This window comes from Amycolatopsis sp. GA6-003 (assembly GCF_046267895.1).
Taxonomy (GTDB): Bacteria; Actinomycetota; Actinomycetes; order Mycobacteriales; family Pseudonocardiaceae; genus Amycolatopsis.
In genome coordinates this window covers 1,277,197-1,302,394 of sequence record NZ_CP176499.1, presented here as the reverse complement: position 1 = coordinate 1,302,394, position 25,198 = coordinate 1,277,197, and the positions used below count along the sequence as shown (strand labels likewise).

The following is a 25,198-nucleotide window of genomic DNA, read 5'->3' as shown; positions in this document are numbered from 1 at the left end:
AGCAGCCGCCCCGCCGCGCGGTTGCCGCGGCGGGGCGGTCATCCGCTGGCGGCCGCTCCGGCGGGCACGGCCGGTTCGGCGGAGCCGGGTTCGCAGCCGCAGGTCACGCCGATGCTGAGCGTTCCGTCCAGGACAGCCGAATCGCCGCGGCCGTCGAGCGCGTCGAAGGCCCGGACCGCGAATTCCTCCAGCGGAAGGCGGACCGTGGTGAGCGGGACGTCGCCGAGCCGGGCTTCCCGGGTCCCGTCGAAACCGACGACCGCGAGATCCTCCGGCACGCGCAGCCCCAGGCTGTGCGCGATGCGGATGGTCACCAGGGCCTGCTCGTCGGTGGTCGCGTAGACCGCGCGGATCGGGCGGCCGCTCGTCAGCACCTCGCGCACCGCGCGGCCCGCCTCGACCTTGTCGAAGGACGTCCGGACCAGCCTGCCCTCGGCGGGCAGCCCGGCGTCCGCCATCGCACGCCGCCAGCCGCCTTCGCGTCCTTCGGCCGGTCCGACCGCGATTTCGCCCGCCACGCACCAGATGTCCTCGTACCCGTGCCCGAGCAGGTGCTCGGTGACGCGCCGCGCCCCGGCGAAGTCGTCGAACACCACGCTGGGCGAATCGTCCGGCGCCGTCCACTGCAGGAACACGCACGGCGTTTCGGCCGCCAGCCGCGGCTTTTCGCCGGTCGTCACGAAAATCCCGCGCGGCCGCAGTTCGGAGAACGCCTCGCCGTATTCGTCGGCGAGCCCCGGCCGGTAGCCGGTGTTGCCGAGCAGCGTGAGCAATCCCCGGCGGCGCCCTTCCGCCTCGAGACACCGCGACATCTCGCCGAAGAAGGCGTTCGCGGTGTCCGGCACCAGCACGCCGACCAAATTGGACCGGCCGCCGCTCAGCGCCCCGGCCAGCGGGTTGCGCCGGTAGCCGAGCATCCGGATCGCGTCCTCGACCTTGCGCCGCGTTTTCTCCGCCACCGGGCGGGGACCGTCGTTGACGACGTAGCTGACGACCGCCGTGGAGGTCCCGGCCAGCCGCGCGACATCGGACAGAACCGGCCGGCGCCCGGGACGCCCGGCACGGGGGAATTCGCCGGTTTCCGCTGCCACGGTGCCACTCTAGAGCACCGCGGCGGCGGGGGCCGGGTCCATCCGGCACAGTGGGAAGTGGACGTCCGGCGCGGGCCTGCGCCGGATCAGCCGCGATGTCTCGGCGGCGCCTGGAGCGGTTCGAGCACGTCGTCGACGCTCGCCTGCGACCTCGTCCGCGGAAGCCGCTTCACGCCGACCGGCGGTCGTCCCACCCACAACACCGCCTGGGGCGAATGCCCGAGCGTGACGCGTTCGGCGAGCGTCTCGCGCAGCCGCCGGCCCGCCTGGCTCAACCGGCCGGACGACAAGCCGAACCCGGTCGCGGTCAGCAGCACCGCGCTCAGCGCTTCGCCCGCCCGCAGCCAGGCGAGGTGATCGTCGCCGGGAGTGCTGAGCACCACCAAGGACGCGCCGTCGCTTCGCAGCTCCGCTTCGCCTCGCGGAAGCGGCAGCCGGTTTCCCGCTGTCTGCGTCGCAGTGCGGACGAGGACCCCTTGCGCAGCGAAGGACGCGCTTCGTGCGTACGCCGCTTCGGCACGCAGTTGGGCGGGAACCGGCGCGCCTTCGCCGAGCGCGGTCATGAGGTAGCCGCGGACCGCGCGGTCCTCCACCAGGTGCAGAACCGCGCCTTCGCGGGCGGCCGCTTGCGACAGCCGGTCAAGGCAGTCCGCGGACACCGGCCGTCCGCCGCACGGCCGCAGGTCCTCCCGGCGGCGGGCGATCGACGTCGCCAGCGCGGCTTCCGCGGGAACCGGTTCGCCCGGTCGCGGCGTCACGACGGCCAGATGGCCCGGTTCCGCCGCGGACGGCAGCCGGTCCACCGAGCAGGCCCAGCCGAGACCGGCGAAGGCGATCCGCAGGTGGTGCAGGGCCGCACCGCCGCTGAGCGTCTGCCATCGCCCGGCCGGGTCGTCGACGGGTCTGCGCCGGCTCGGGTCCGCGTACAGGTGAAGGGCGCGGTAGCCCGTGCGCCACTGCCAGGCCGGGGCGTCGGAGGCTCCCGGGGCGAGCAGTGCCGCGGCTACCGCCGCCTCTACGGCGGCGGCGCCGGGGGCCCGCGAATTCGCCCTTGAATTCGGCTGTGAATCCGGCATTGTTGCTTCCCGCTCGAGTTGGGGGAGTGCGTGCGGTCGGTGCCAGCCTCCATGGTGCGCCCCCGCACCGGCCCGCGATAGGGTCCAAGGTTCATCAATTCGGAGCGACCTGCGTCCTCGCCCGGCGGCTCGCGCTCCGGGACGCGCGAGGCTCCGCGGGTCCCGCGCGGGCGGCGGAGCCGGGCGAATGACCGGTGGTCGGCCCGGCCGCGCCGGGCGCCCGGTCTCGAAGTCCTCCTTGCCCCCCGAGCCGCCTCGCGGGCGGAGTTTGCCCGGCCGGTCCGGGGGAATCCGGCGGGGGACGAGGAGGAGACGCATGGTCGAAGTGAGCCGGACGGTGCCCGCGCCGCCGGAAGCGGTGTTCGAGGTCCTGGCGGACGGCTGGTCCTATTCCGGCTGGGTGGTGGGCAGCTGCCACATCCGCGATGTCGACGCGAGCTGGCCCCAGCCGGGCGCGCGGATCCACCACAGCATCGGGGGATGGCCGCTGCAGCTGGAGGACACGACCGCGGTGGTGGCGGTCGAACCGGGGGTTTCGCTGGAGCTGGAGGCTCGCGGCGGCGCGCTCGGCACGGCGAAGATCGAGCTGTCGCTGGTTCCGGACGGCGCGGGCGAGACGACGGTGCGGATGGCGGAGTCGGTGACCGGCGGGATGGGCGCCCTGCTGCCGGAGAGCGTGCAGGCGCTGGTGCTGGGGCCGCGGAACCGGGAGTCGCTGGCGCGGTTGTCGGCGCTGGCGCTCGGGCGCTGGCGGGGGACCGGGGCGGATCCGGCGTAGCGGTGGCGGCGGCTGACCCGCCCGACGAAGCTGGGCGGGTCAGCCGTAGACGGCTCGGTTCGCCGCGCGGATCACCGCGGCGTAGCCCGGCCCCAGGACGTGGTCGCGGGCCAGCGCGGCGCGGGCGGCGTTCGCGCCCGGCCCGCCGTGGACCGCGCCGCCGGGATGGGCCGCGGCTCCGGCGAGGTACAGCCGGTCCACCGGGGTGTCCGCCCGGCCGAGGCCCGGCACCGGGCGGAAGAACAGCTGCTGGTGGATCGCCGTCGTGCCGCCGTTGACCGCGCCGCCGACGAGGTTCGCGTCGTGGCCGGCCAGTTCCGCCGGGCCCTGCACGCGGCGGGCCAGGATCAGGTCCCGGAACCCCGGCGCGTTGCGCTCCACGGTTTTCTCGATGCGTTCGGCCTGCCGCCGCACGGTGTCCCGGTCGCTGCCGCGCGGGACGTGCGTGTAGGCCCACACCGCTTCGGTACCGACGGGCGACCGGGTCGAATCCGCGGTCGTCATCTGGCCCAGCAGCAGGAACGGCTGCTCCGGCACGCGGTCCCGGGCCAGTTCCGCGCCGAAAGCGGACAACCCGTCCTCGTCGCAGCCCAAGTGGACGGTCCCCGCGCCGCGGGCGTCCTTGGCGGTCCACGGGATCGGCTCGGACAGCGCCCAATCGACTTTTACGGTCGCGCTGTCCCATTCGAACACTTCAAGATCCGCCAGCAGTCGCGAGGGCAGCCATTGCGGTGCGACGAGCTTGCCGTACAACGTCGTCGCCGCGACGTCGGCCAGCACCGCCTTGCGGGCCCGGATCGGTTCGCCGTCCGCGCAGCGCACGCCGACCGCTTGGCCGCGCGCCACCAGCACTTCGGTCACCGGGACTCCACAGTGGACCGAGCCGCCCTTGGAACGGAGCCTGCGCACCAAAGCGGCCACCAGTTCGCTCGCGCCGCCCTCGGGGACCGGGAATCCGATGTCCTGGGCCAGCATTCCCAGCAGCCAGCCGAAAACCGCGCTTCCGGCGTTGTCGACGGAAAGGTCGCTGTGCGCGGCGTTTCCGGACAGCAGCAGCCGGGCGCCTTCGCCCTCGAAACGTTCGCGCGCGAACCGGCGGGCCGGGAGGGTGAGCATCCGCGCGAGGCGCAGCAGTTCGGCGGTTCCGGTGCGGCGCAGGAATCGGGCGCCGGCCCGCAGCGGCGGGAACGGCGTGAACAACGCGTCGAGGAATTCGTCGCGGAACCCTTGCCACTGCGCGAAAAGCTCCCGCCAGGATCGGGCGTCCCCGGGAGCGAACTGCTCGACCGACTCCGCCGTGCGGTCGAGGTCGCGGGAAAGAACGGCGCAGCGGTCGTCCGGGAAGACGTGCGCGAGCGCGGCCGGCGCGTGCAGCCAGCGCAGGCCGTGCTCGGTCAGGTCGAGCCCGCGCAGCACCGGGGACGCCGCGCCGAGCGGGAAGAACGCGGCGCACAGGTCCGAGCGGAAGCCGGGCGCGGTGATCTCTTCGGTGCGCAAGGCCCCGCCCGCAACGGGTTGTTCTTCCAGGACGACGACATCCCAGCCCTGGTCGGCGAGAAGATTCGCCGCGACGAGGCCGTTGTGCCCTGCCCCGATGACGATCGCGTCGGCGGTGTGCACGGGCTCAGGCCTGCGACTGGCGGGTCGGGCGGCCGCGGCCCAGCGCCCGCGCGCGGCCGAGCGGACCGGGTCGCGACGAGGCGAGCGGCGGCGACGGCGCGCCTTCCTTCCGGCGCATCCCGGCGACCAGGTCCCGGACGGCTTCGGCCGAGCTGTACCGCGGCGTCCAGCCGAGCACGAGCCGCGCCCGCGAGCTGTCGACCAGCGCCGCGCGGTCGGCCAGTTCGAGCCAGCCGGGGTGCAGCGGCTGAAGCCCGGCGAGCCACGCCGCGCGAGCGACCGTCCGCGCGACGGGTTTCGGCACCGCGACCCGCGTGCCGCCGACCGCGCGGGCGAACGCCGCCGCGTCGAGCACGTCGTCGGCGGCGAGGTTGAACGGGCCGACCGCGCGCTGTTCGAGAGCGAGCCGGAACGCTTCGGCGACGTCGTCGGTGTGCACGGCCTGCAGCCGCAAGCCCGGCCACAGCGGCACCGGGGAGAACCGGCCGCCGATCAGCCGGGGCGGCAGCACCGGCGGGAGCAGCCACCGGGTGAACTCGCCCGCCGCGCGCCGCTGCAGGATCGCGCACGGGCGCATCCACGCGACGGAGACCTCCGGATGCGAGGAGGTGAACAGGTCCAGCGCGTCTTCCAGATCCGCCTTGCCCCGGCTGTAGGCGCTGGCCGCGATTCCCCGGCACGGCCAGTCATCGGAGACTTTTTCGTCGTTCGGCTCCGGCGAGTAGGCCGCCGCCGAAGACGCGCACACCAGATGCCGGACGCCTGCCTGGTCGACGGCTTTCAGCACGTTCGCGGTGCCGCCTTCGTTGGTGCGCGCCATCGGCGGCTCGCCCCACGTGGGGGAGATGGCCCAGGCGAGGTGCACGACTGCGTCCGCGCCGGAGAACACTTCGGTCAGCATCTCGTCGGCGCCCGGCGCGCCGACGTCCGCCGAACGCCACTCCGCGCGCGAGTACGGTTCAGCGGCGCGATCCGGCACCCGGCGCGCGACCCCGGTGATTTCGTGGCCGGGGCCGAGGGCGCGCAGCAGCGCGGTGCCGACGTTGCCGCTGGCGCCTGTGATCACGATCCGCATGCGAGCCGTTTACCCGCTCCGCACCGGCGGAAACGTTGCGCCGGGCGGGCCTCGGTCACTCCGGCCCGCTGTCCGCCTGCTCCGGCGTCGCGAGCCCTTCCCCGTCCCCGGAATTTTTCCAATACAGTTGACATAATACACCTGACCCATAATCCTGGGTTTGATCGAGGGAGGGAACGTTCATGTCGGGACAGCCGAAGGCGCGGACCGCCGAAGGCGTGGTGGAGGGGCGCTGGCGGCAGGGGCACGCGGTGTTCCGCGGCATCCCCTACGCCAAGCCTCCGGTCGGAGAGCTTCGCTTCGCCGCGCCCGCGCCGCCGCACCGCTGGGAAGGGACGAGGCAGGCGGTCGAGTTCGGGCCCGCGGCGCCGCTGTCCCTGCCGATCGACGTGCCCCCGCAGGGCGACGACTGGCTGACGCTCAACGTCGGCACTCCGGATCCCGGAGCGGCGGGGCTGCCGGTGCTGGTGTGGATCCCCGTGGGCGGCTACCTGTCGGCGGCGTCGAGCGACCCGATGTGCGACCCGGCGGCGCTGGCCGGAGCGGGAGTCGTCGTGGTGACCCTCAACTGCCGCGTGGGCGCGGAGGGATTCGCGTTCCTCGACGACGCGCCGCCCAACCGCGGGTTCCTCGACCAGATCGCGGCGCTCGAGTGGGTGCAGCGCAACATCGCCGCCTTCGGGGGCGACCCCGGCCGGGTGACCGTGGGCGGGGTGTCCGCCGGGGCGGGCTCGGTCGCCGCCCTGCTGACGATGAAGTCCGCGCGCGGCCTGTTCCGGCGGGCCATCGCCCATTCGGCGCCGGGGCTGCACAGCACCCCCGCGCTGGCCCGGCAGGTCACCGCCGCGTTCGCGGACCGGCTCGGCGCGGCGGCCCCCACCGCCGAGGCCCTGCGCGACATCGACCCGTGGCGCCTGGCCGCCGAGCTCACCTCTTTCAACGCCGGCCTCCACGCGCACCGGGAGAGCTGGGGACGCCTCACGGAGACCGGCACCGCGCTGTGCCCGGTCGTCGACGGCGAGGTCCTGCCGGAAACGCCTTGGCCCGCGCTGACCGGCGCGCGGGCGAGCGGGATCGAACTGCTCGCCGGACACACCCGGGACGAATTCCGGTACTTCAGCGTCGTGAGCGGGCGGTACGGCACCTTCACCGAGGAGCACGCCCGCGCGGCCCTGGAACTGCACGCCCCGCGGCCGGACGGCGCGCGGGCCTACCGTGCCGCGTTCCCGCAGGCGGGTCCGGAAGAACTGGTGGAGACGGTGTATTCCGACGCCCTCTTCCGCATGTCGTCGCAGAAGCTGGCCGAGGCGAACGCCGCGGCGGGCGGCACCTCGTACCTGTTCGAACTGTGCTGGACCGCCCCGGCCCTCGGCGGCATCCTGGGCGCCTGCCACAGCCTCGACGTGCCCCTGGCGTTCGGCACGCTGGACAGTCCCGTCGGCGTCCAGCTCCTCGGCGAGGAACCCGGTCCCGAGGCCGTCGCGCTCTCCCGCGAACTCCAGGACGCCTGGGTCCGCTTCGTCACCGCCGGCGACGCGGGCTGGCCCGCCCATCGCCCCGGCGAGCACCTCACCCGCGTCCTGGACGCCGAGTCGAAGACTCTGCCCTATCCCGAAGAGGCATCCCGCCGGATCTGGGAAGGCAGCTTCCCCGAACCCTTCGACGTCTCGTAGCCGTCCGGAGACCCCGGTCACCCGCTGTCCAGTCCAATTTGACTTCGCATGCGAACACATGTTCGACTCCCGTCCTGGGCCGCCGAGAGCCGGGACGGTCCGGAGCGGGGAAGCGAGCGGGTGAGCCTGAGGTGAGCGAGTGGCCGTCGAGCGTGCGGAGAGTGGATCCGCCGATTCCGGTGTGGGTGGGCGTGCGGAAGCTGCTCGTGCTGGGCACGGAGGTCCTCGCGCCGCGCGACCGCGCCGGGCTGCGGATCGAGACCGAGCACCCGGGGCTGCTGTTCGAATGGGCGCGCCGGGAGGACGGCGGGCTGCTCGGCTGGGTCACCTACCAGCTCGTCACCGCCGACGACCAGTGGTCGCGGCCGGTCAGCCACTACGTGCCCGCGCACCTGCTCCGCCGCCGGGGGCCCGCTCGGCGGCAGCGGTACGGCGACTACCGGCCCCGGACGCACGGGTGATGGGCCGGGTGCGGGAACCTTCGTCCGGGTAGTAATTTCCCTTGCGAGCGAGGGGAGCGGACGACGGTGGCGGGTCTTCATGTCGGCTGCGCGATGTGGACGCACAAGGCGTGGCCGGGGCGGTTCCTGCCGCAGTCGCTGCCCGCGAAGGAACGCCTCCGCGCGTACGCGAGCTGGTGCAACGCGGTCGAAGGCAACACGACCTTCTACGCGACCCCCGCCCGCGGCACCGTCGAGACGTGGGCGCGGCAGACCGGCCCCGATTTCCGGTTCGTGGTCAAGGTGCCCAAAGCCGTGACGCACGAGCGCCGGTTCGCCGGGGTCGAGGCCGAGATGCGGGCGTTCCTGGACGCGCTCGAACCCCTCGGCGAGCGGGCGGTCCTGTGGACCCAGGTGCCCGGCTCGTTCGGCCCCTCCGACGTCGACGTGCTCGGCCGCTTCCTGCGCCGCCTTCCCGCCGGGCTGCGGCGCGCGGTGGAGGTGCGCCACCCGGAGTTCTTCACTGACGGCAAGGCCGCGTCGCTGCTGGAGGGGACGCTCGCCGCCGCGGACGCCGAGTGGGTGCCGTTCGACACCACGGTCTTCTTCCAGCGCCCGCCGACCAGCGAGGCCGAGCAGGACGCCTGGGCGAAAAAACCGCGTCTGCCGCGCCGGACGCGGGCGCTGACCGACCGGCCGGTCGTCCGCTACCTGGGCCGGGATTCGGTGGAGGAGACGGTCGCGGGATGGCAGCCGTGGACCGAGGTGGTCGCCGGCTGGCTGCGGGAAGGCCGCTCGCCGACGGTGTTCCTGCACACTCCCGACAACGACGAAGCACCGGCGCTCGCCCGCCGGTTCCATGCCGAGGTGCGGGCGCTGGTGCCGGAGCTGGAGGCGTTGCCCGAACCGGAGCCGGTGGAGCCCGCGACGCTGTTCTGAGCCCGGCCCGGTGATTAGCGGACCTGATCGCGAACAATGCCGGATCGAGCGCACTGCGACGCTTTTCCTGGGCCGCTTGGCCCAATTCCTCGCCGGACGGCTTTCGGTTGTCTCCCTTCGTGGTGAACTCGAGGCCGGTCGGTTGCGGGGCGAAGGGGGATGAGTCGTGCTGATGGTTTCCTTGGCATTGCTGGGTTCGAGTGTGCTCGCGGTGCCGGGAACGGCCGCCGCGCCGGTTCCCTGTGCCCAGGCGAGCCTCGTCGCCGCTGTCACAGCCGCGAACGCGCATCCGGGCAGTTCTCTCGAGCTGACGGAAAACTGCACCTATCAGCTCACCGCGGCATTGCCCGCGATCACCGCCGCGACCACCGTCCACGGGCACCACGCCACTCTCGCCCGCGCCCGGACCGCCCCGCCGTTTCGCCTTCTGCGCACCGACGCGGCCGGGGTGTCGATCTCCGACCTTTCGGTCACCGGCGGCCGCACCGCACCGGGCGAGGACGGCGGCGGCATCCTCAACACCGGAGCACTGACCCTGACCCGGGTGACGATCCGCGGCAATTCCACCGGAGACGGGCCGCCCGCCGCCGACGGCGGTTCCGGGGGCGGGGTGTTCAGCTCGGGCGGCACGCTGTCGATCGCCGACAGCACGGTCGACGGCAACGCCACCGGCAGCGGCGGGCCCTGGGCCCGGGCCGGCCAGGGCGGTTTCGCCGGTTCCGGCGGCAACGGCGGCGGAATCGGCGTCCGGCAAGGCGTTTTGACCGTCGAGCGCAGTTCGGTCGGCGGAAACCGGACCGGGGGCGGCGGAGACAGTTCGGCGGCTCCCGGCGGCGAAGGCGACAGCTGGGCGCACGGCGGATACGGCGGCGGGATCTGGAGCACGCAACGAACTACCGTCACCGGCAGCACCGTGTGCGACAACAGCGCGGGCGACGGCGGGACCGGCGGCCCGGTCGGCAGTTCGCCCAGCGGATCCGCCGGTCATGGCGGACCCGGCGGAAACGGCGGCGGCGCCTATGTCGGCGGCGCCACGACATTCGCCCACAGCACGGTGTGCCGCAACACTTCCGGCGGCGCGGGCACCGGAGGTTCCGGCGCCACCCGCGGTTACGACGGAAACGCGGGCGACGGAGGCGGACTCTGGACCGGCGCGGGCACGGCGGCCCTCGTCGACGCCACGATCGCCGACAACCGCACCGGTTCGCCCGGCACGGTCCGCCCGGGAACTCCCGGCTCCGGCGGCGGGGTCTACGACCACGCCGGCGAGCTGACCGTCACCGGCGGCCTGGTCGCCCGCAACCGCGGCGGGCAGGACGGCGGCGGCGTCGGGCTGCACAGCACGCGGAAGCGCCCGGCGGCGAGCTTCCGGATCACCGGAGCGCGGATCGCCGACAACCTCGCGGGCGGCAACGGCGGCGGGATCGCGGTTTCCAGCGTCCACCTCGGCGCGGCGCACGTTCTTGCCGACAGCGTCGTCACCGGGAACACCGCGTCCCAGGGCGGCGGGATGCACCTCGGCTCCGGCAACACGGTGAAGCTGGAGCACGACACGATCTCCGGAAACCACCCCGACGACTGCGTCCCGCGCGGCTGCGGAAAGGCCGGCTGACTTATCCGGCCGGAACGAACGCGATCAGCCGTTGCTGCGGATCGTCGACTACCTGCAGCACCACCTGGTCCACCGTCTGCCCGGTCCCGTCCGGAAGCCGGAGCCGCACCCGCAGGCGGGTGTGCGGCCGCACCACGTCGTTGCGTTCCCAGAGGGCCTTGAAACCGGGGTCGGTGCGCACCAGTTCGTCGATCCAGTCCCCGGACGGCGGGCCCGCCGGAAAGCTCGCGCGCACGACGCCGATCGTCGTGCGCCGCATCGCCTCCAGGTCCGCGAACCGGCTCTGGAGGACCGGATCGGTGAACAGCAGCTGCACGTACCGGCGGCGCTCCGGCGGGATCGCCCCGAAGTCGGTGAGCAGCCGGACGGCGGCGGAGTTCCACGCCAGAACGGCCGTCGCCGGCCCGACCAGGATCGCGGGCACCTCGCCCATCCGGTCGACCAGGCGGCGCAGCGGACCGCTCGGCCCGGGGTTCTCCGGCGGGACGTCGGGTCCGGCGACGAGGTCGAGCGCGTACCGCGTCTGGTCGGCGCCGAGCCCGAGCGCGGCGGCGACGCGGCGGATCACGTCGGCGCTCGGCAGGACCCGGCCCTGTTCGATCCTCGTGTAGTACTCGTCGCTGACGAAGGCCCGCGCGGCGACCTCGCCGCGGCGGAGGCCGGGAACCTGGCGGCGGCCCGGTTCCGCGGAGGCGGGCGGCGGCGCTTCGTCGCGGCGGGCGCGCAGGAACGCCCCGAGCTGGCGGAGCCGCGGGTCGCGCGCCATCAGCGAGCGCTCCGGGGGAGGGGGATCGGATTCCTCCCCTCCCGCGCGCGGAGCCGGCGGCGCACGGTGGAGGCATGACCGACCGCGAACGCATCGACGTCCACACCCACCTGGTCCCTCCGTTCTGGGGCGAGGCCCTCGCACGGCACGGCGGCGATCCGTCGGGCTGGTCGCTGCCGCCGTGGACGCCGGACGACCACCTGGAATTCATGGACGCCAACGGCATCGCCACGAGCGTACTGTCGCTCACCGCGCCGGGCGTGACGGGCTGGTCCGGCCCGGCGCGCCGCGAGACGGCCCGCCGCGTCAACGAATACACCGCCGAATTGGTGCGGGAACGGCCGGACCGGTTCGGGCTGTTCGCCACCGTCCCGTTGCCCGACGTCGAAGGCGCGGTCGCGGAGGTCGACCACGCGTTCGGCGCGCTGCGGGCCGACGGCGTCGTCCTGCTCTCCAACTACGACGGAACCTACCTGGGCGACGATCGTTACGCGCCGCTGTGGGAGGCGCTGGACCGGCATCGCGCGGTGGTCTTCGTCCATCCCGCGCACCCGCTCGTCCCGCTGCTTCCCGGGATTCCGGGACCGCTGGTGGACTATCCGTTCGACACCACCCGCAACGCGGTGCACATGGTGTTCCACGGCGTCCCCGAGCGGTACCCGGACGTCCGGATCATCCTCTCGCACGCCGGCGGGTTCGTGCCCTTCGCGGCGTTGCGGTTCTGCCAGATCCAGGCCGCGCTGGAACCCGCCGGGCCCACCGCCGAAGACTTCCTGGCGCGCTTCCGCGGCTTCTACTGGGACACCGCGCTGTCTTCCGGGGAATACGCCTTCGGCGCGCTCGCCCGGTTCGCCGATCCCGCGCGGATCCTGTACGGCAGCGACTTCCCTTACGCGCCACCGGAAGTGGGCACCCGCTTCACCGAAATCCTCGACAGCGAAAGCGGATTGACTCCCGAACAAAGCCGCGCGATCGACTCCGGCAACGCCCGGGCGCTTTTCCCCCGGCTGGGCTGAACCTCGTCCGGCCGTGCTGACGCGCAGCACGGCCGGCCGCCTGGTTCAGGGCAGCGGTGCGTACGCCGCCGCGTCGCCAGTGCGCGCGGTGCTGCGCACTCCGTCGACGCTGACCGGCACGTCGCCGGCGACGGTGACCCGGTGCAGGCGGCGGGGGAGGTCGTCGTAGTCCGCGACGCCGTAGTGCTGGGTGGCGCGGTTGTCCCAGATCGCGACGTCGCCGGGAGCCCACTGCCAGCGCACGGTGTTCTCCAGCCGCGTGACACGGGCTTGGAGCAGTTCGAAAATCGCCGCCGATTCGGTGCTGGACAAGCCGACCAGCCGCTTCACGAAATGCCCGAGGAGCAGGACCCGCTCGCCGGTTTCCGGGTGGACCCGGACGACCGGATGTTCGGTTTCGTAGACCTCCGAACGGAATTCGTCGCGATAGGACTGTTCTTTCACGTCCACCCCGCCGACGCGGTACTCGTCCGCGCGGCCGGCGTAGTCGTGCGTGTTGGTGTGCACCGCCCACAGCCGTTCCGCCAGCGCCCGCAGGGACGCGGGGAGCTTGGCGTACGCGTTCGCGGTGTTCGCCCAGGTCGTGCTGCCGCCGTAGGCGGGGAGGGTGACCGCGCGCAGCAGGCTGATCGCGGGGATCCGGTCCACGAACGTCACGTCGGAATGCCAGCTGTTGGCTTTCCCGTGCTGGGCGTCGATCGGCAGGATGTTGCCGAGCCCGGTGCTGCGGACCGTCGGATGCGGCTGGGTGAGCCCGCCGAGCAGCCGGGCGAACGCCTGCTGCCCCTCGTCGTCGAGGTGGTGCTGCTCGCGGAAGAACACCACTTTGTTCTCCAGCAACGCGCCGCGGATCCGCGCCACGGTCTCGGCGGGCAGGTCCCCGCCGAGGCGGATCCCGTCGATCCGGGCGCCGATGTCGGCGCCGATCTTGTGCACGGAGAGGCGCGTGTCCACTGCGTCGGCGAGGGTCATCAGGTACTCCCATTCGGTGTGCTCGGCTGGTTTCCAGACTGGGCGGACGCGGGCCGGGAAGGCAAGATTGCGTTCAGCGTGAACCGAATTCGTCCCAGAATCCGGGCAGCCGGGCCGAGTCCGGGATGTGGGACGTCGTTGCCCGCCGGAAATCCGGCTGCCAGCCTGATCCGCACCGGATTCGCGAGACGGGCTCCGGTCCCGTCGATTTCGTGCTCCCTTTCCCCTGCGTGAAAAAAAGGACGTGCCGCCGTGACCACGAGCCGAAGGCAATTTCTGGGACTGACCCTCGCGGGGGTGGCGGCGGCCGCCGCCGGCTGCGGCACGGCGAGCGGCGGCACCACGAAAACCCTGCGCTACCAAGGCTGGGCGGGCCAGGTGACGCCGCCGGAACTCGCCGCCGACCTGGGCTACCTCGGCGACGTGACGCTGCAGTGGGTGGGCGACACGATCAGCGGGCCGCAGGACATCCAGTCGGCCGCGACCGGGCAGGTGGATTTCGGCGGCGCGTTCAACGGAGCGGTCGTCAAACTCGCCGCGGCCGGCGCCCCGATCACCTCCGTGCTGGGCTATTACGGCGTGGACGAACGGGAGTTCAGCGGCTACTACGTCCTGGACGACAGCCCGATCCGCGGCCCGCACGACCTGGCGGGCAAGAAGATCGGGATGAACACCCTCGGCGCGCATTCCGAGGCCATGCTCGACATCTACCTCCAGCGCAACGGTCTGTCCAAAGCGGACATCGGCAAGGCGGAACCGGTCGCGCTGCCGCCGGTGAACACCGAACAGTCGCTGCGCCAGGGCAACATCGACGTGGCCGTGCTGAGCGGCGTCCTGCGCGACAAGGCGCTCGCCCGCGGCGGCATCCGCCCGCTGTTCACCGACTACCAGCTGCTCGGCGCGTTCACCGCCGGAACCTACGTGCTGCGAAAGGACTTCATCGAACGCAACCCGGACACCGTGCGCACCTTCGTCAGCGGAGTGGCCAAGGCCATCGAATGGAGCAAGACCACGCCGCGCGAGAAAGTCGTCGAGCGGTTCGCGAAGATCGTCAAGGGCCGCAACCGCAACGAGGACACCGACCCGCTGAAGTACTGGAAATCCTGGGGCGTGGCCGACAACGGCGGCGTCATCACCGACCGGGAACTGCAGCTCTGGATCGACTGGCTGGGCGGGCGCGGCGACATCCGGCCGGGCTCGGTCAAGGCGGGCGAGGCCTACACCAACAAGTTCAACTCGTACGCGAAGGGCCAGTGATGAGCGGAGCGCACAGCGGGATCACGTTCTCCGGCGTGGGCAAGGCCTTCCCGGTCCGGGGCTCCGGCGGCGTGCTGACCGCGCTGTCCGGGATCGACCTGGAGATCGGCTCGGGCGAGTTCGCGGTGATCGTCGGCCCGAGCGGCTGCGGCAAATCGACCCTCCTCGACCTGCTCGGCGGCCTCGCCGAACCCGACGCCGGGCTGATCCGGCTCGACGGGGCGCCGGTGCGCGGGCCGGGGCGGGACCGCGGGATCGTGTTCCAGCAGTACGCGTTGCTGCCGTGGCGCACGGCGCGGGGCAACGTCGAATTCGGCCTGGAGGCCACTGGCGTGCGGCGGGCGGACCGGGCGCGGCGCGCGCGGGAGTACCTCGATCTCGTCGGGCTGCTGGAGTTCGCCGACCGGCATCCGCACGAACTGTCCGGCGGCATGAAACAGCGCGTCGCCATCGCGCGCAGCCTCGCCTACGACCCGGACGTGCTGCTGATGGACGAACCGTTCGCCGCGCTCGACGCGCAGACCCGGGAGTCGCTGCAGGACGAGCTGCTGCGGATCTGGCGGCGCACCGGGAAAACCGTCCTGTTCATCACCCACAGCATCGACGAAGCCGTCTACTTAGGACAGCGCGTCGTGGTGCTGACCTCGCGGCCGGGCCGGGTCAAGAGCGTGGTCGACATCGACCTTCCGCACCGCGACGACGTGGCCGACGTCCGTTCGACCGGCGAGTTCGCCCGGTACCGGCACGCGATCTGGGAGCTGCTGCACGACGAGGTGGCCCGGGCGCGCGAACTGGAGAAGGAGGCCGTCGGAGCATGAGCGTCACCACTGTCCCGGAGACCGCGAGAACCGAGCGGACCGAACCCGCGGCGACCCGCCGGCGAGCCGGGCGCGGCCGGTTGCGAGCGGCCTTCGTGAAGAGCGTCGCGCTGGTCCTGCTGCTCGCGGCGTGGGAGATCGCCCCGCTCGCGGGTCTGGCGGACCCGGTTTTCCTGCCGCCGTTCCACGCCGTCCTCGGCGCGCTGGCCGAGCTGGCGGGCAACGGGCAGCTCGCCGCCAACGCCGGGGCCAGCCTGACCCGGTCGCTCGCCGGCTTCGCCCTCGCGGTGGCGACCGCGGTGCCGCTCGGCGTCCTGATCGGCTGGTACAAACCGGTTTCCGACGTGCTGACCCCGTTGGTGCAGGTGTTCCTCAACACCGCCGCGCTGGCGCTGCTGCCGGTGTTCGTGCTGATCCTCGGCATCGGCGAGACCTCGAAGATCGCCATCGTGTTCTACGCCTGCACCTGGCCGATCCTGCTCAACACCATCAGCGCCGTGCGGTCGGTCGACCCGACCCTGCTCAAACTCGCCCGGTCGCTGGACCTTTCCGCGCCCCGGCTGTTCGCCCGGGTCGTGCTGCCCGCGTCGGTCCCGACGATCTTCACCGGCATCCGGCTCGCCGGGGCGGCGGCGATCGTCGTCGTGATCGCCGCGGAGATGGTCGGCGCGAAAGCCGGGCTCGGCTACCTGATCAACTTCTCGCAGTACAACTTCGCCATCCCGCGGATGTACGCCGGAATCGTCGCGATCTCCGTTCTCGGCGTCGCGTTCAACCAGCTGCTCGTGACCGTCGAGCGGCGGTTCACGTCCTGGCGCACGGATCGCTGAGAAGGGACTGACCGATGGAAACGCTCGACTTGACCGCCGACGTGTTCGTGGCGGGCGGCGGCCCGGCCGCCACGTGGGCGGCCCTGCACGCGGCCCGCGACGGCGCGGAGGTCGTACTGGCCGACAAAGGCTACTGCGGAACCAGCGGCGCGACGGCCGCCGCGGGCACCGGCGTCTGGTACGTGCCGCCGGACCCGGCCGCGCGGGAAGCGGCGATGGACTCCCGCGAGGAACTCGGCGGCAGGCTCGCCGACCGGAGGTGGGCGGCCCGGGTGCTGGACGAGACGTACGAGCGGGTCAACGAACTCGCGGTCGCCGCCCGGTTCCCGTTCCCGGTCGGCCCGGACGGCCGCCAGCTCCGCAACGGGCTGCACGGCCCGGAGTACCTGCGCCGGATGCGCGTGCTCGTCCGGCGGGCCGGGGTGCGGATCCTCGACCACAGCCCGGTGACCGAACTGCTCGCCGATCCCTCCGGTGCGGTCGCCGGAGCGGCTGGCTACCGGCGGCAGAGCAGGCAGGACTACCGGGTGCGGGCCGGTGCGGTGGTGCTGGCCACCGGCGGCTGCGCGTTCCTGTCCAAGGCGCTGGGCTGCGACGTCAACACCGGGGACGGCGCGCTGTTCGCCGCCGAGGCCGGAGCCGACCTGTCCGGCATGGAGTTCTCGAACGCCTACGGCATCGCGCCGGAAGGCACCTCGGTGACCAAGACCGCGTTCTACCATTTCGCCACTTTCTTCCGGGCCGACGGCAGCGTGCTCGAGGGCGCCAGCGGCGTCCGGCGTTCGCCGATCGCGCGGGAACTATTGCGCGGCAGGGTGTTCTGCCGGCTGGACCGGGCCGACGAGCAGACCCGCGCGGCGATGCGGCTGGCCCAGCCGAACTTCTTCCTCGCCTTCGACCGGATGGGCGTCGACCCGTTCGCCGAGAAGTTCCCGATCACCCTGATCGCCGAGGGCACGGTCCGCGGCACCGGCGGCATCCGGATCGTCTCGGACGACTGCGCCACCACGGTCCCCGGCCTGTACGCGGCGGGCGACGCGGCCACCCGCGAGCTGATCTGCGGCGGGTTCACCGGCGGGGGCAGCCACAACGCCGCCTGGGCGATCTCGTCCGGCTCCTGGGCCGGCCGGGGAGCCGCCCGGTACGCCCGGTCGCTCGGCTCCCGTGCGGACAGCCGCCGGACGCTCGCGCTCGGCGAGGCCGGGCTCCGGCCGGGCGGCCGCGCCGACGGCGACCATCGCGAGGTGATCGCCGCGGTCCAGCGGGAAGTCCTGCCCTACGACAAGAACTACCTGCGGCACGGGAACGTGCTGACCCCGGCGCTCGCCTCGCTCGACGACGTCTGGACGCGGCTGCGAGCGTCGCTGGGCGGCACCGGCGAGCTGTCCGTCCGCACCCGGCAGGCAGCCGCGATGGCCGCGCACGCGCGCTGGATGTACCGCTCGGCGCTGGCCCGCACCGAGACGCGCGGCATGGCGAAGCGGCTCGATTTCCCCGCGCAGGACTCGGCGCAACGGCATCGCCTGCACACCGGAGGCCTGGACACGGTCTGGGTCCGTCCGGAAAGGACAGTCGTGGAGGCGGCGTCGTGATCGAGCTGGTGTCCGCGGAACGCTGCATCGCCTGCGACAAGTGCATCGCGGTCTGCCCGACGAACGTCTTCGACCGCGGCGCCGCCGGCATACCGGTGATCAGCAGGCACGACGACTGCCAGACGTGCTTCCACTGCGAGGCGAACTGCCCGGCCGACGCGTTGTTCGTCTCGCCGCGGACGGCGCCGGAACCGGACGGGGCGGTGGACGCCGAGGCCCTGGTGGCGGACGGGCTGCTGGGCAGCTACCGGGAGCGGCTCGGCTGGGGGAAGGGCCGGGTTCCGGCGTCCAGCCTGGCGATCGGCCCGCCGCTGCGCCCGGGCGCGGATCCGATCACGAGCTGAGCATGGCCGGTGTTCTCGGCGCCGACGACGGGAGGCGGCTGTGACGAGCACTCTCGCCGTCGAGCGCGGCCTCGCCCCGGCGGCGGTGGTCCTGCGCGCCGTCCTCGCGCACGGGCCGCTGGCTCGCGACGCACTGGCGGAACTGACCGGGATCAGCCCCGCCGGAGTCAGCAGGCACTGCGCGGGCCTCGCCGGACTGGGCCTGCTGACCGCCCGCCCGGCAGCCCAGCCGCCGGACCGCCGGGCCGGACGGCCCCGGACGGAAGTCGACATCGCCGCGGACCGGCACGCGGTGTTCGGCGTGCACATCGCGCACCACTTCGCGACGCTGGCCGCGCTCGACCTGCGCGGCCGGGTCCTGGCCTCGGAACGGGTGCCGCATCCGGGCGGCGAACCCGAGCGGATCCTCGCCGGGACGGCGGCGCGGCTGCGGGAATTCCGGCGCCGCCACCAGCGCGGCCGGACCGCCGCGGGGCTCGGGGTGGCCAGCGGCGGCTGGGTCGACCCGGACACCGGCGTGCTCGTGGAGCATTCCTCGCTGGGCTGGTACGACGTGCCCGCCGGGCCGATCCTGGCGGAGCTGTCCGGCCTGCCCACCCGGGTCGACGGGCACGCCCGGGCGCTGGCCTCGGCGGAGGCGATGTTCGGCGCGGCGCGCGGTTGCGGATCGCTGGCGCACCTGTTCGTCGGCAACGTGGTCGACGCGGCGATCGTGTCCGGCGGACGGCTCTGCCGGGGTCCGGGTTCGGCCGCGGGCACCGTCGCGCACCTCCCGCTCGGCGCACCGGGGACGCGCTGTTCCTGCGGCCGCTCCGGCTGTTTCGAAGCCGACGCGGCGGAGTGGGCGGTCACCGCCCGTGCCGGGCGGGAGTCCATTGTGGAGGTGGTCGAGGCGGCCGGTTCCGGAGACCCGGTCGCGCTCGACGTCCTGCTGGGCCGGGCCCGCACGACCGGCCGGGCGGCGGCGCTGTTGTTCGACGTGGTCAACCCCGAGGTGCTGGTGGTCGCCGAACCGGGGATCGCGTCCCTTCCGGCCTGCCTGGACGCCGTGCGCGCGGAGGTTTCGGCCCGGTCGCGCGGGCGCGTCGACGCGGCGAGCCGGGTGCTCCCGACGAGTTTCCCCGGCGGCGATTTGCTCGGCGTCGCGGCGGGGGCGGTGCAGCTGGACGCGCTCTACACCGACCCGCACGCGTTCCTCGGCTAGCGGATTTCGGCGAGTTTCCCGGTGGCGACGTCGAAAACGAAACCGCGGACCGAATCCCGATGCGGAAGGAAGGGACTGGTGCGGACCCGGGCGAGGGACTGGCGGACGTCGTCCTCGAGGTCGCCGAACGCCTCGGCGGCCCAGGCGGGTTTGATGCCGGTTTCCCGCCGGATCGAATCCCGGAATTCGTCGTCGCCGAAAGTGAGCATGCCGCAGTCGGTGTGATGAATGAGAATGATTTCCGTGGTTCCGAGCAGACGCTGGCTGATGGCGAGCGAACGGATCCCGTCCTCGGTGACGACGCCGCCCGCGTTGCGGATGACGTGCGCGTCGCCTTCTTTCAGGCCGAGGACGCCGTAAACGTTGAGGCGGGCGTCCATGCAGGCGAGGACGGCGACGTGCTTGGCGGGCGGCAAGGGGAGCGGGCCGGTGAAATGCTCGGCGTACGCGGCGTTGTTGGCCAGAAGCTCGTCGGTGACGGACATGATGATCCTTCCGCGAGAAGAATGGACGGGCCGAGTGGACCGCTCTCCGCCGCTGTGCGCAATCGTGTCCACGACCTGGGCGTCCGGCGGCTCGGCCGGGAAAAATGCCCGGGGGTGCGAACCCGCTGTCCCCGAAATTGTCGGACCCCGCCGCTAACGTGCCGGGCATGACGCTTCTGGGGTTCCGCGAGGAAGACGAGTACCTGCCCGACTACGGCACCATTGTGCTTCGAGACCTGCGCCGCGACGGCGGCGTGCCCGCGCTGGACAACGCATTGCTCGGCGAACTCGCGACGAACGCGCTGTCCGGCACGGTCGCCACGGCAGGCGACGGCTGGCTGCACGGCACAGCCAACGATCCCTGGCAAGCGGTTCGCTGCGAGGCCCACGACGGACCGCCGGAGCTGCGCCTCGAGGCATGGGAAGACGTGGTGGAATCGCCCTTCCACAGCCAATCGGGTGTGGTGTCCCTGGGATTGCTCACCGGCGGCACCTACGACGAGGAGCTGAATCTGGGCGCGAAAGGGCTTTTCCGGGTCCGGGTCTGCCGGAAACCGGCGGAGGCCGGAGAGGAAGGCGACGTCTGGCTGATCCAGTTCTGGCCGGCGCCCGACGGGCCAGAACCGCCGCGATGGCTCAAGCGCACGCGCGCGGCGGTGCACCAGGAAGACCCGGGCTGGCAGCAGGTCTTGGGGTACTACGTCATCGAAGTGTCGTGGTATTTCACGCTCGTCGGCCTGCCGCGCCAGGACGGCTGGCTCGACGAGCCGTTGCCCGGCGATCCGCCTTCGGAGAGTGTGTGCGCACAGCTGGGCTTCGACCCGCCGCGCACCCGAAGGGACGCGATTCCGTTGCTGGTCGCCGCGGGCCTGCTCGTGGAGGACGGCTCCGGCGGATTTTCGGCGGGAACGCCGCGGCGCGCCACGGAAGTGCTCGACCTCCCGGCCGACCTGGCGGCCCAGCTGGACGCCGCTGCGGTCCGTGCCGCGTATGCCTGGCTGGCGGCCGATCTCGTCAGCGTCGCGGCCTGGTCGAATCCGGCGCGCGTCGACGAAGTGGCGGCTTTGCTGGCTGTGCCGGAGGAAACCGTGGGGCCGCTGCTCGACTACGCGGTCCGCGACAAGCTGGTCCGGCGGGAAAATGGTGTTGTCACGCCACTTCCGCGCCCGCCGCTGCGGACTGGGCCGGTGCCGCGCGTCAAACCCGTTCGCCGCGAGCAGCCTCCGACAGTGGCCGGTGCTCCGCCGCGAGCCGGGTACGTCTCCGGAGACGGCACGGTCGGGGTATGGCGCGAAGGGGAACCGGTGGTCCTCGGCCGGGTCGAGAGCGACTATCGCTACCGCGCCTTCGAGACCCTGGCCGGGATTTACGTCGCCGCCTCCGGCGGGCAAGGGCGACTGCTCGACTGGGCGGGAAACACCAGGCAGCTTCCGGTGGATTTGGGCTTCCGGCCGGTCCGCAGCGCCGACGGACGCTACCTGGCAGGCGTGCAGACGCACGTCGGCCGGCGGTCCTGGGACCAGGTGCACGCCTTCGACGTGACCACGGGAGAAACGTGGAGCCTTCCGAAACTGCCGGAACTGACCCGGACCATCCTCGGCCTCCACGACGGCGCGGTTTATTTCAGTACCAGTTCGGGGCTGGGAACGTTCGCCGCGTCCCGCTGGACCCCTGGCCGGGAACCGGTCGATCTAGGCTCGACGGTGCATCGGCTCGACCCGTTGTCGGGCGCCCAGCTGCGCGAGAAAGCCGGAGTGTTCACGGTGTTCGCCGCGTCCGGGGAACGGCTTGAAGTCTCGCAACCGTACCGCTGGCTCTTCGTGCCGGGCGGAACGAAGATGTATTCGTTCGGGTCGGAGCCGCCCGTCGCGGACCTGCTCGACCTGGCCACCGGGACGACCGCCGAACATCCGCTGCCCGAGGGCTGCGACCTCAGCGACACCATGCCGACCGCGCCGGTCTGGGAAACCCCCGACACGCTGGTCTTCTCCCAGCCGAATCACAGGTCGACCCGCCGCGTCATCCGCTGGCTGCTGCGGCGCGGCGAGTTCGAGCATTTCGATCTGCCGGAGAGCGCGGGGTACCGGCCGTCGCTGGTGGAGCCGATTCTTCTTGGCGGGGAGTCCGGTTTCGCGGGGTTGGTGGGGTCATGAGGCGTTCGGCGGGCGGGGTCCGGTGCTGGCTTGCGGCGGGACGTGTTCGAGCATGTCGACCTGCCCGGGCGCGCGGGGTATCGGCCGTCCTTGGTGGAGCCGGGCTCTTCTTGGCGGGGAGTCTGGTCCAGCCGGGTCGCTCGGATCATGAGGCGTGTGGTGGGCGGGGTCCGGTGGTCCGGGGCGTCGCGTGTTTGCTGGCGTTTGCGGTGCGGCGTGTTCGAGCATGCCGATGTGCCCGGGCGCGCGGGGTATCGGCTGTCCTTGGTGGAGCCGGTTCTTCGAGGCGGAGAGCCCGCTCCCGTGAAGCCGGTCCGGTCATGACGCGCGCGGCGCCAGGACTGGGCGGGACCCGGCCTTCCGGGCCGCCGCCGTTCTCCCCGCGGCGGCCCGGAGCAGTTGCCCGGTTCTGGCGTTCAGGTTCAGTGCCGAGCCGCCGCGACCGGTGCGGCGACGGCCAGCTTCCACACCGCGTACCCGATCGCGTCGGAGTTCTTCTCCAGCGGGGTGTCCGGGATGTTCGACGTCGTGTCGCAGGCGCGGTGGTAGCAGTTGTCGAACGCCGCGCCCGCCGTGCCGCCCCACTTCTCGGCCTGTTCGTAGCTCTTGATGTCGCCGGCTCCGGTCGCCAGGCCGCCGACCGGGATGCCCGCGCGCTTGAACGACGCGTGGTCGGACCGGCCGTCGCCTTCGGTGTCTCCCTCGGTCTCGATGCCGATGGAGGCGAAGTACTCGTCGAAGACCGCCTTCACCGAAGCGACGTCGTCGTAGACGAAGTAGCCCCAGTTCTTCGAGCCGATCATGTCGAAGTTGAGGTAGGTCTTGATCTTCGCGCGCTCGGTGCTCGAAAGCGTGCTCACGTAGTACCGGGAGCCGACCATGCCGGACTCCTCGTCGGCCCACCACGCGAACCGGACGCGCTTGGCCATCGCCGGGTTGGTGCGGGCCAGCGTCAGCGCGACCTCGAGGATCGACGCGCTGCCGGAACCGTTGTCGTTGATGCCGGGGCCGGCGCTCACCGAGTCGAGGTGCGCGCCGAGCATCAGGACCTGGTTCGCGTCGCCCTGGGGCCATTCGGCGATCAGGTTTTGCGACCGGCCGGTGCAGCTCGTGCAGGTCTGCCGCTTCGTGGTGTAGCCCGCGTTCTTCAGCAGGTTCTCCACATAGGACACCGACGCCGCGTACCCGCCGCCGCGCGGCGAGCGCGTGCCGCCGTTGTTGCGGGCGATGGCCTGGAACTGGTTGAGGTGCGTCTTGATGTTGGCCAGGGAGATGTCCGGGGCCGCGAGCGCCGAAGCGGGCGCGGCGGTGGCCGCGGGCACGCTGACGACGCCCAGTACCGCCACCAGGGCGGTGACCCCGGCGCCGAGTCTTGTCTTCCACTTCATGACGGTGCGTTCCTTCGGTTGGGGCTGGGGGAGAAGGGTTTGCCAGGGCCGGGCCCCGTCGCGCGGCGGCGAGCGGGGCCCGGCCGCGTCAGGTCAGCGCGTGGTGCAGGTCGGCTCGCCGGAGACGGCTGGCACGGAGACGGCGTTCCAGGCGGCCTTGGTGGCGTTGAACTCGGTGCAGCTGCCCGGGTAGAGCGCGATCGCGGCCTCCAGCGTCGCCTTGCGGGCGGCCCGGTGGTTCCACGACGAGGTCTTCTTCAGCAGGCCGTTGTAGAAGATCTTGGCGGCCTTCTGGATGCCGACGCCGGTCACGCTGCTGTTGTTGCAGGTCGGGCTGGACGGCTTGCCGCCGCCCGGGTTCGAGCCCTCGGCGAGCAGGTAGAACCAGTGGTTCTGCGGGCCCGCCGCGGCGTGCACCTCGGTCCTCGGGATCGACGAGGAGTAGCAGTTCGGGTCGCCGACCTTGGACGGGTTGTACATGTAGCGGATCGGGCCCTGGCCGACCAGGTTGACGCCCTCGCCGACCTCGTAGTCCGGCCGGTCCTTCGCGTTGTTCGCGTACGCCTCGGTCATCGCGCCGAAGATGTCGCCGGTCGACTCGTTCAAGCCGCCGTTCTCGTTGCCCGAGCCCGCGCCGCCCGGGGTGGTCTGGAAGATCCCGTGCCCGAATTCGTGGCCTACGACGTCCATCGACGTGGCCTGGCGCCGGTTGTCCTGCGAGTGCCCGAAGTGCGTCGAAGAGCCGTCCCAGTAGGCGTTGACGTCGTTCAGGCCGACGGACGCCGGGAAGCCCCGGCCGCTGCCGTTGATGCCGTTGCGGCCCAGCCAGTCCTTCAGCATCTTCCACTCGGTCTGGACGCTGAAGAGGGCGTCGACGCAGCCGGTTTCGAGATTCGTGCCCGAGCCGTTGCCCCAGGTGTTGTCCGGTCCACTGTAGACAGACCCGCCTTCGCGGCCGCAGCTGATGCCGGGGCGGCCGGGGTCGCGCATGCTGTAGGTGGAGCCGGACTGCGTCGTGTCGAGGGAGACAGTGCCGACGTAGTAGCTGTTGCCGGTGCCCGCGGCATTGGCCGTGTTCTGCTGGTTGGGGGCCGCCGGGGACTTGGCCCCGGAGCTGAAGGTCTTGATGTCGTCCCGCTGGTCGAGAATCGCGCCGGTGGCGGCGTCGACGAACACGTGCAGCCTGCTCGGCGCCGTGGCGGTGCGCCCGGAGACGACGACTTCGTAGGCGAGCTTCGGGTTCGTCCCGGCCAGCACCACCTTCTCTGGAGCGCTCACACTGTCCACAGTGGGCAGTTGAGCGCGCGCGGTGGAAGCGGCCTTCGCGGCGTCGAGAGCGGCCTGGGTCCCGACCGCGATGGGCGCGGTTTCCGCGGCGCTGGCGCCGCGCACGTTCCCCGCCCCGTCCGCGACGACGACCGCGTCCCCGCCGACGACCCGCAAGCCCTGGTAGGTGCGTTCGTAGGCGCTGTAGAAGAGTCCGGCGTCGCCCGCGGTCAGGCCGACGCGCCGGAACGCCTCGGCGGGACCGCGGCTGAGCGCGCCGAGTCCCGAGGCGACCGCCTGGTCGGCGGCGTGCGCGGCGGCCGCGTCCGGGGACGCGGGCTGAGCTTCCGAGGCCGCGCTGGCCGGGATTGCCGGGAGCGCGAGGGTCATGGCGAGACCGGCGGCGGCCGCCAAGCCCGTGGTGATTCCGCGATGGGGCATCGAGGTCTTCCTTCCATGAAGGCAGGACGATGGGTGCGGGGAGAGAGAACGTGCCCGGCCGCTTACGGTGGGTATGCGGCCGAGCACAGTCGAGTAAAGGATCGGCGCATCGGGGCGTCAATGCTCCAAACGGACCAACGGAATGTTCCGGATTCGCCGGTCAATTGGTATATGCCTTGCCGGTACTGGGATTCTCGGCGCGTTCGGCGCCCGGGCGACTTTCGTAGGGAATGTCCCGGCTGCCGTACGAATGTCGGACGGTCCCGGGCGCCGGGAACGGCCGCGAGGCCTTTCGCGGCGGCTATTCGCCAGGCCCGGCGGGGGCGCGGGCATTGCCCGGTGATTCGATCCAGAGGCCCGCC

Annotated in this window: 22 protein-coding genes; 13 read left to right on the top strand and 9 right to left on the bottom strand. The window is 72.4% G+C overall.

Going from position 1 to position 25,198, the window contains the following annotated elements:
* Positions 1 to 38: 38 nt before the first annotated feature.
* Together F9C12_RS05540 and F9C12_RS05535 are read right to left on the bottom strand one after the other, a co-directional pair.
* On the bottom strand, positions 39 to 1,091 hold the full coding sequence (locus F9C12_RS05540) for a LacI family DNA-binding transcriptional regulator (protein ID WP_409465036.1): 1,053 nt from the start codon (positions 1,089 to 1,091) through the stop codon (positions 39 to 41).
* Positions 1,092 to 1,177: 86 nt separating this feature from the next.
* A complete protein-coding gene (locus F9C12_RS05535; protein WP_409465035.1) occupies positions 1,178 to 2,167 on the bottom strand; it encodes an NAD(P)H nitroreductase in 990 nt (329 codons plus the stop codon).
* A 316-nt stretch (positions 2,168 to 2,483) separates the two neighbouring features.
* On the opposite strand from F9C12_RS05535, the gene F9C12_RS05530 reads away from it, so the two are divergent.
* Positions 2,484 to 2,945 (top strand): SRPBCC family protein, encoded by a 462-nt coding sequence (locus F9C12_RS05530; RefSeq protein WP_409180887.1) that lies wholly within the window; start codon positions 2,484 to 2,486, stop codon positions 2,943 to 2,945.
* 39 nt (positions 2,946 to 2,984) lie between these two features.
* Here the strand turns inward: F9C12_RS05530 and F9C12_RS05525 are convergent, their stop codons facing one another.
* Both F9C12_RS05525 and F9C12_RS05520 read right to left on the bottom strand, forming a co-directional pair.
* Positions 2,985 to 4,565, bottom strand: a complete 1,581-nt coding sequence (locus F9C12_RS05525; protein WP_409465034.1) for a phytoene desaturase family protein — start codon at positions 4,563 to 4,565, stop codon at positions 2,985 to 2,987.
* A 4-nt stretch (positions 4,566 to 4,569) separates the two neighbouring features.
* Complete coding sequence (locus tag F9C12_RS05520; protein ID WP_409465033.1) at positions 4,570 to 5,640, bottom strand: NAD-dependent epimerase/dehydratase family protein; 1,071 nt, start codon at positions 5,638 to 5,640, stop codon at positions 4,570 to 4,572.
* A 182-nt stretch (positions 5,641 to 5,822) separates the two neighbouring features.
* On the opposite strand from F9C12_RS05520, the gene F9C12_RS05515 reads away from it, so the two are divergent.
* The 4 genes from F9C12_RS05515 (at position 5,823) to F9C12_RS05500 (ending at position 10,304) form a co-directional block, all read left to right on the top strand.
* The gene (locus tag F9C12_RS05515; RefSeq protein ID WP_409465032.1) at positions 5,823 to 7,313 is read left to right on the top strand and encodes a carboxylesterase/lipase family protein; all 1,491 of its coding nucleotides are present in this window, start codon (positions 5,823 to 5,825) and stop codon (positions 7,311 to 7,313) included.
* A 161-nt stretch (positions 7,314 to 7,474) separates the two neighbouring features.
* Positions 7,475 to 7,774, top strand: a complete 300-nt coding sequence (locus tag F9C12_RS05510; RefSeq protein WP_409180883.1) for a hypothetical protein — start codon at positions 7,475 to 7,477, stop codon at positions 7,772 to 7,774.
* A gap of 93 nt (positions 7,775 to 7,867) precedes the next feature.
* Positions 7,868 to 8,692 (top strand): DUF72 domain-containing protein, encoded by an 825-nt coding sequence (locus F9C12_RS05505; protein WP_409187009.1) that lies wholly within the window; start codon positions 7,868 to 7,870, stop codon positions 8,690 to 8,692.
* Between the two features lie 166 nt (positions 8,693 to 8,858).
* Positions 8,859 to 10,304 (top strand): hypothetical protein, encoded by a 1,446-nt coding sequence (locus F9C12_RS05500; protein WP_409465031.1) that lies wholly within the window; start codon positions 8,859 to 8,861, stop codon positions 10,302 to 10,304.
* A gap of 1 nt (position 10,305) precedes the next feature.
* Here F9C12_RS05500 and F9C12_RS05495 read toward each other — a convergent pair whose 3' ends face one another.
* Positions 10,306 to 11,070, bottom strand: a complete 765-nt coding sequence (locus tag F9C12_RS05495; RefSeq protein WP_409180881.1) for a helix-turn-helix domain-containing protein — start codon at positions 11,068 to 11,070, stop codon at positions 10,306 to 10,308.
* Positions 11,071 to 11,144: 74 nt separating this feature from the next.
* Between F9C12_RS05495 and F9C12_RS05490 the strand changes: the two genes are divergently transcribed.
* The gene (locus F9C12_RS05490) at positions 11,145 to 12,086 is read left to right on the top strand and encodes an amidohydrolase family protein (protein WP_409465030.1); all 942 of its coding nucleotides are present in this window, start codon (positions 11,145 to 11,147) and stop codon (positions 12,084 to 12,086) included.
* Positions 12,087 to 12,131: 45 nt separating this feature from the next.
* Here the strand turns inward: F9C12_RS05490 and F9C12_RS05485 are convergent, their stop codons facing one another.
* Positions 12,132 to 13,058, bottom strand: coding sequence for a TauD/TfdA dioxygenase family protein (locus F9C12_RS05485; RefSeq protein WP_409465029.1), 927 nt, complete (start codon positions 13,056 to 13,058; stop codon positions 12,132 to 12,134).
* Between the two features lie 252 nt (positions 13,059 to 13,310).
* Here F9C12_RS05485 and F9C12_RS05480 point away from each other — a divergent pair, with 252 nt between their 5' ends.
* The 6 genes from F9C12_RS05480 to F9C12_RS05455 are packed head-to-tail and all read left to right on the top strand — an operon-like array spanning position 13,311 to position 19,103.
* Positions 13,311 to 14,315, top strand: a complete 1,005-nt coding sequence (locus tag F9C12_RS05480; protein ID WP_409180878.1) for an ABC transporter substrate-binding protein — start codon at positions 13,311 to 13,313, stop codon at positions 14,313 to 14,315.
* Positions 14,315 to 15,133, top strand: a complete 819-nt coding sequence (locus F9C12_RS05475) for an ABC transporter ATP-binding protein (RefSeq protein ID WP_409465028.1) — start codon at positions 14,315 to 14,317, stop codon at positions 15,131 to 15,133. Before F9C12_RS05480 ends, F9C12_RS05475 begins: the two co-directional genes overlap by 1 nt.
* Positions 15,130 to 15,963, top strand: coding sequence for an ABC transporter permease (locus tag F9C12_RS05470; protein ID WP_409180876.1), 834 nt, complete (start codon positions 15,130 to 15,132; stop codon positions 15,961 to 15,963). Before F9C12_RS05475 ends, F9C12_RS05470 begins: the two co-directional genes overlap by 4 nt.
* Positions 15,964 to 15,977: 14 nt before the next feature.
* Positions 15,978 to 17,555, top strand: a complete 1,578-nt coding sequence (locus F9C12_RS05465) for an FAD-dependent oxidoreductase (RefSeq protein ID WP_409465027.1) — start codon at positions 15,978 to 15,980, stop codon at positions 17,553 to 17,555.
* Positions 17,552 to 17,899, top strand: coding sequence for a 4Fe-4S dicluster domain-containing protein (locus F9C12_RS05460; RefSeq protein WP_409465026.1), 348 nt, complete (start codon positions 17,552 to 17,554; stop codon positions 17,897 to 17,899). The genes F9C12_RS05465 and F9C12_RS05460 overlap by 4 nt, the downstream gene beginning before the upstream one ends.
* 40 nt (positions 17,900 to 17,939) lie before the next feature.
* Positions 17,940 to 19,103 (top strand): ROK family protein, encoded by a 1,164-nt coding sequence (locus tag F9C12_RS05455; RefSeq protein ID WP_409465025.1) that lies wholly within the window; start codon positions 17,940 to 17,942, stop codon positions 19,101 to 19,103.
* On the opposite strand, the gene F9C12_RS05450 is transcribed toward F9C12_RS05455, so the two are convergent.
* On the bottom strand, positions 19,100 to 19,588 hold the full coding sequence (locus F9C12_RS05450; RefSeq protein ID WP_409465024.1) for a beta-class carbonic anhydrase: 489 nt from the start codon (positions 19,586 to 19,588) through the stop codon (positions 19,100 to 19,102). The two genes, F9C12_RS05455 and F9C12_RS05450, sit on opposite strands and share 4 nt — an antisense overlap.
* A gap of 167 nt (positions 19,589 to 19,755) precedes the next feature.
* Between F9C12_RS05450 and F9C12_RS05445 the strand changes: the two genes are divergently transcribed.
* The gene (locus F9C12_RS05445) at positions 19,756 to 21,741 is read left to right on the top strand and encodes a hypothetical protein (protein WP_409465023.1); all 1,986 of its coding nucleotides are present in this window, start codon (positions 19,756 to 19,758) and stop codon (positions 21,739 to 21,741) included.
* Positions 21,742 to 22,163: 422 nt separating this feature from the next.
* Here the strand turns inward: F9C12_RS05445 and F9C12_RS05440 are convergent, their stop codons facing one another.
* On the bottom strand, positions 22,164 to 23,129 hold the full coding sequence (locus F9C12_RS05440; RefSeq protein WP_409465022.1) for a M28 family metallopeptidase: 966 nt from the start codon (positions 23,127 to 23,129) through the stop codon (positions 22,164 to 22,166).
* Between the two features lie 93 nt (positions 23,130 to 23,222).
* Positions 23,223 to 24,836 carry a M4 family metallopeptidase gene (locus F9C12_RS05435; RefSeq protein ID WP_409465021.1) on the bottom strand — a complete coding sequence of 538 codons (1,614 nt, stop codon included), beginning with the start codon at positions 24,834 to 24,836 and terminating at the stop codon, positions 23,223 to 23,225.
* Between the last annotated feature and the right edge of the window lie 362 nt (positions 24,837 to 25,198).

Bases quoted from the DNA above. Each gene is read 5' to 3' on its own strand.
- F9C12_RS05505 (WP_409187009.1), top strand. From the start codon at position 7,868: ATGTGGACGCACAAGGCGTGGCCGGGGCGGTTCCTGCCGCAGTCGCTG.
- F9C12_RS05520 (WP_409465033.1), bottom strand. From the start codon at position 5,640: ATGCGGATCGTGATCACAGGCGCCAGCGGCAACGTCGGCACCGCGCTG.
- F9C12_RS05485 (WP_409465029.1), bottom strand. From the start codon at position 13,058: ATGACCCTCGCCGACGCAGTGGACACGCGCCTCTCCGTGCACAAGATC.
- F9C12_RS05465 (WP_409465027.1), top strand. From the start codon at position 15,978: ATGGAAACGCTCGACTTGACCGCCGACGTGTTCGTGGCGGGCGGCGGC.
- F9C12_RS05515 (WP_409465032.1), top strand. From the start codon at position 5,823: ATGTCGGGACAGCCGAAGGCGCGGACCGCCGAAGGCGTGGTGGAGGGG.
- F9C12_RS05495 (WP_409180881.1), bottom strand. From the start codon at position 11,070: ATGGCGCGCGACCCGCGGCTCCGCCAGCTCGGGGCGTTCCTGCGCGCC.
- F9C12_RS05490 (WP_409465030.1), top strand. From the start codon at position 11,145: ATGACCGACCGCGAACGCATCGACGTCCACACCCACCTGGTCCCTCCG.
- F9C12_RS05535 (WP_409465035.1), bottom strand. From the start codon at position 2,167: ATGCCGGATTCACAGCCGAATTCAAGGGCGAATTCGCGGGCCCCCGGC.
- F9C12_RS05475 (WP_409465028.1), top strand. From the start codon at position 14,315: ATGAGCGGAGCGCACAGCGGGATCACGTTCTCCGGCGTGGGCAAGGCC.
- F9C12_RS05530 (WP_409180887.1), top strand. From the start codon at position 2,484: ATGGTCGAAGTGAGCCGGACGGTGCCCGCGCCGCCGGAAGCGGTGTTC.
- F9C12_RS05445 (WP_409465023.1), top strand. From the start codon at position 19,756: ATGACGCTTCTGGGGTTCCGCGAGGAAGACGAGTACCTGCCCGACTAC.
- F9C12_RS05440 (WP_409465022.1), bottom strand. From the start codon at position 23,129: ATGAAGTGGAAGACAAGACTCGGCGCCGGGGTCACCGCCCTGGTGGCG.
- F9C12_RS05435 (WP_409465021.1), bottom strand. From the start codon at position 24,836: ATGCCCCATCGCGGAATCACCACGGGCTTGGCGGCCGCCGCCGGTCTC.
- F9C12_RS05450 (WP_409465024.1), bottom strand. From the start codon at position 19,588: ATGTCCGTCACCGACGAGCTTCTGGCCAACAACGCCGCGTACGCCGAG.
- F9C12_RS05470 (WP_409180876.1), top strand. From the start codon at position 15,130: ATGAGCGTCACCACTGTCCCGGAGACCGCGAGAACCGAGCGGACCGAA.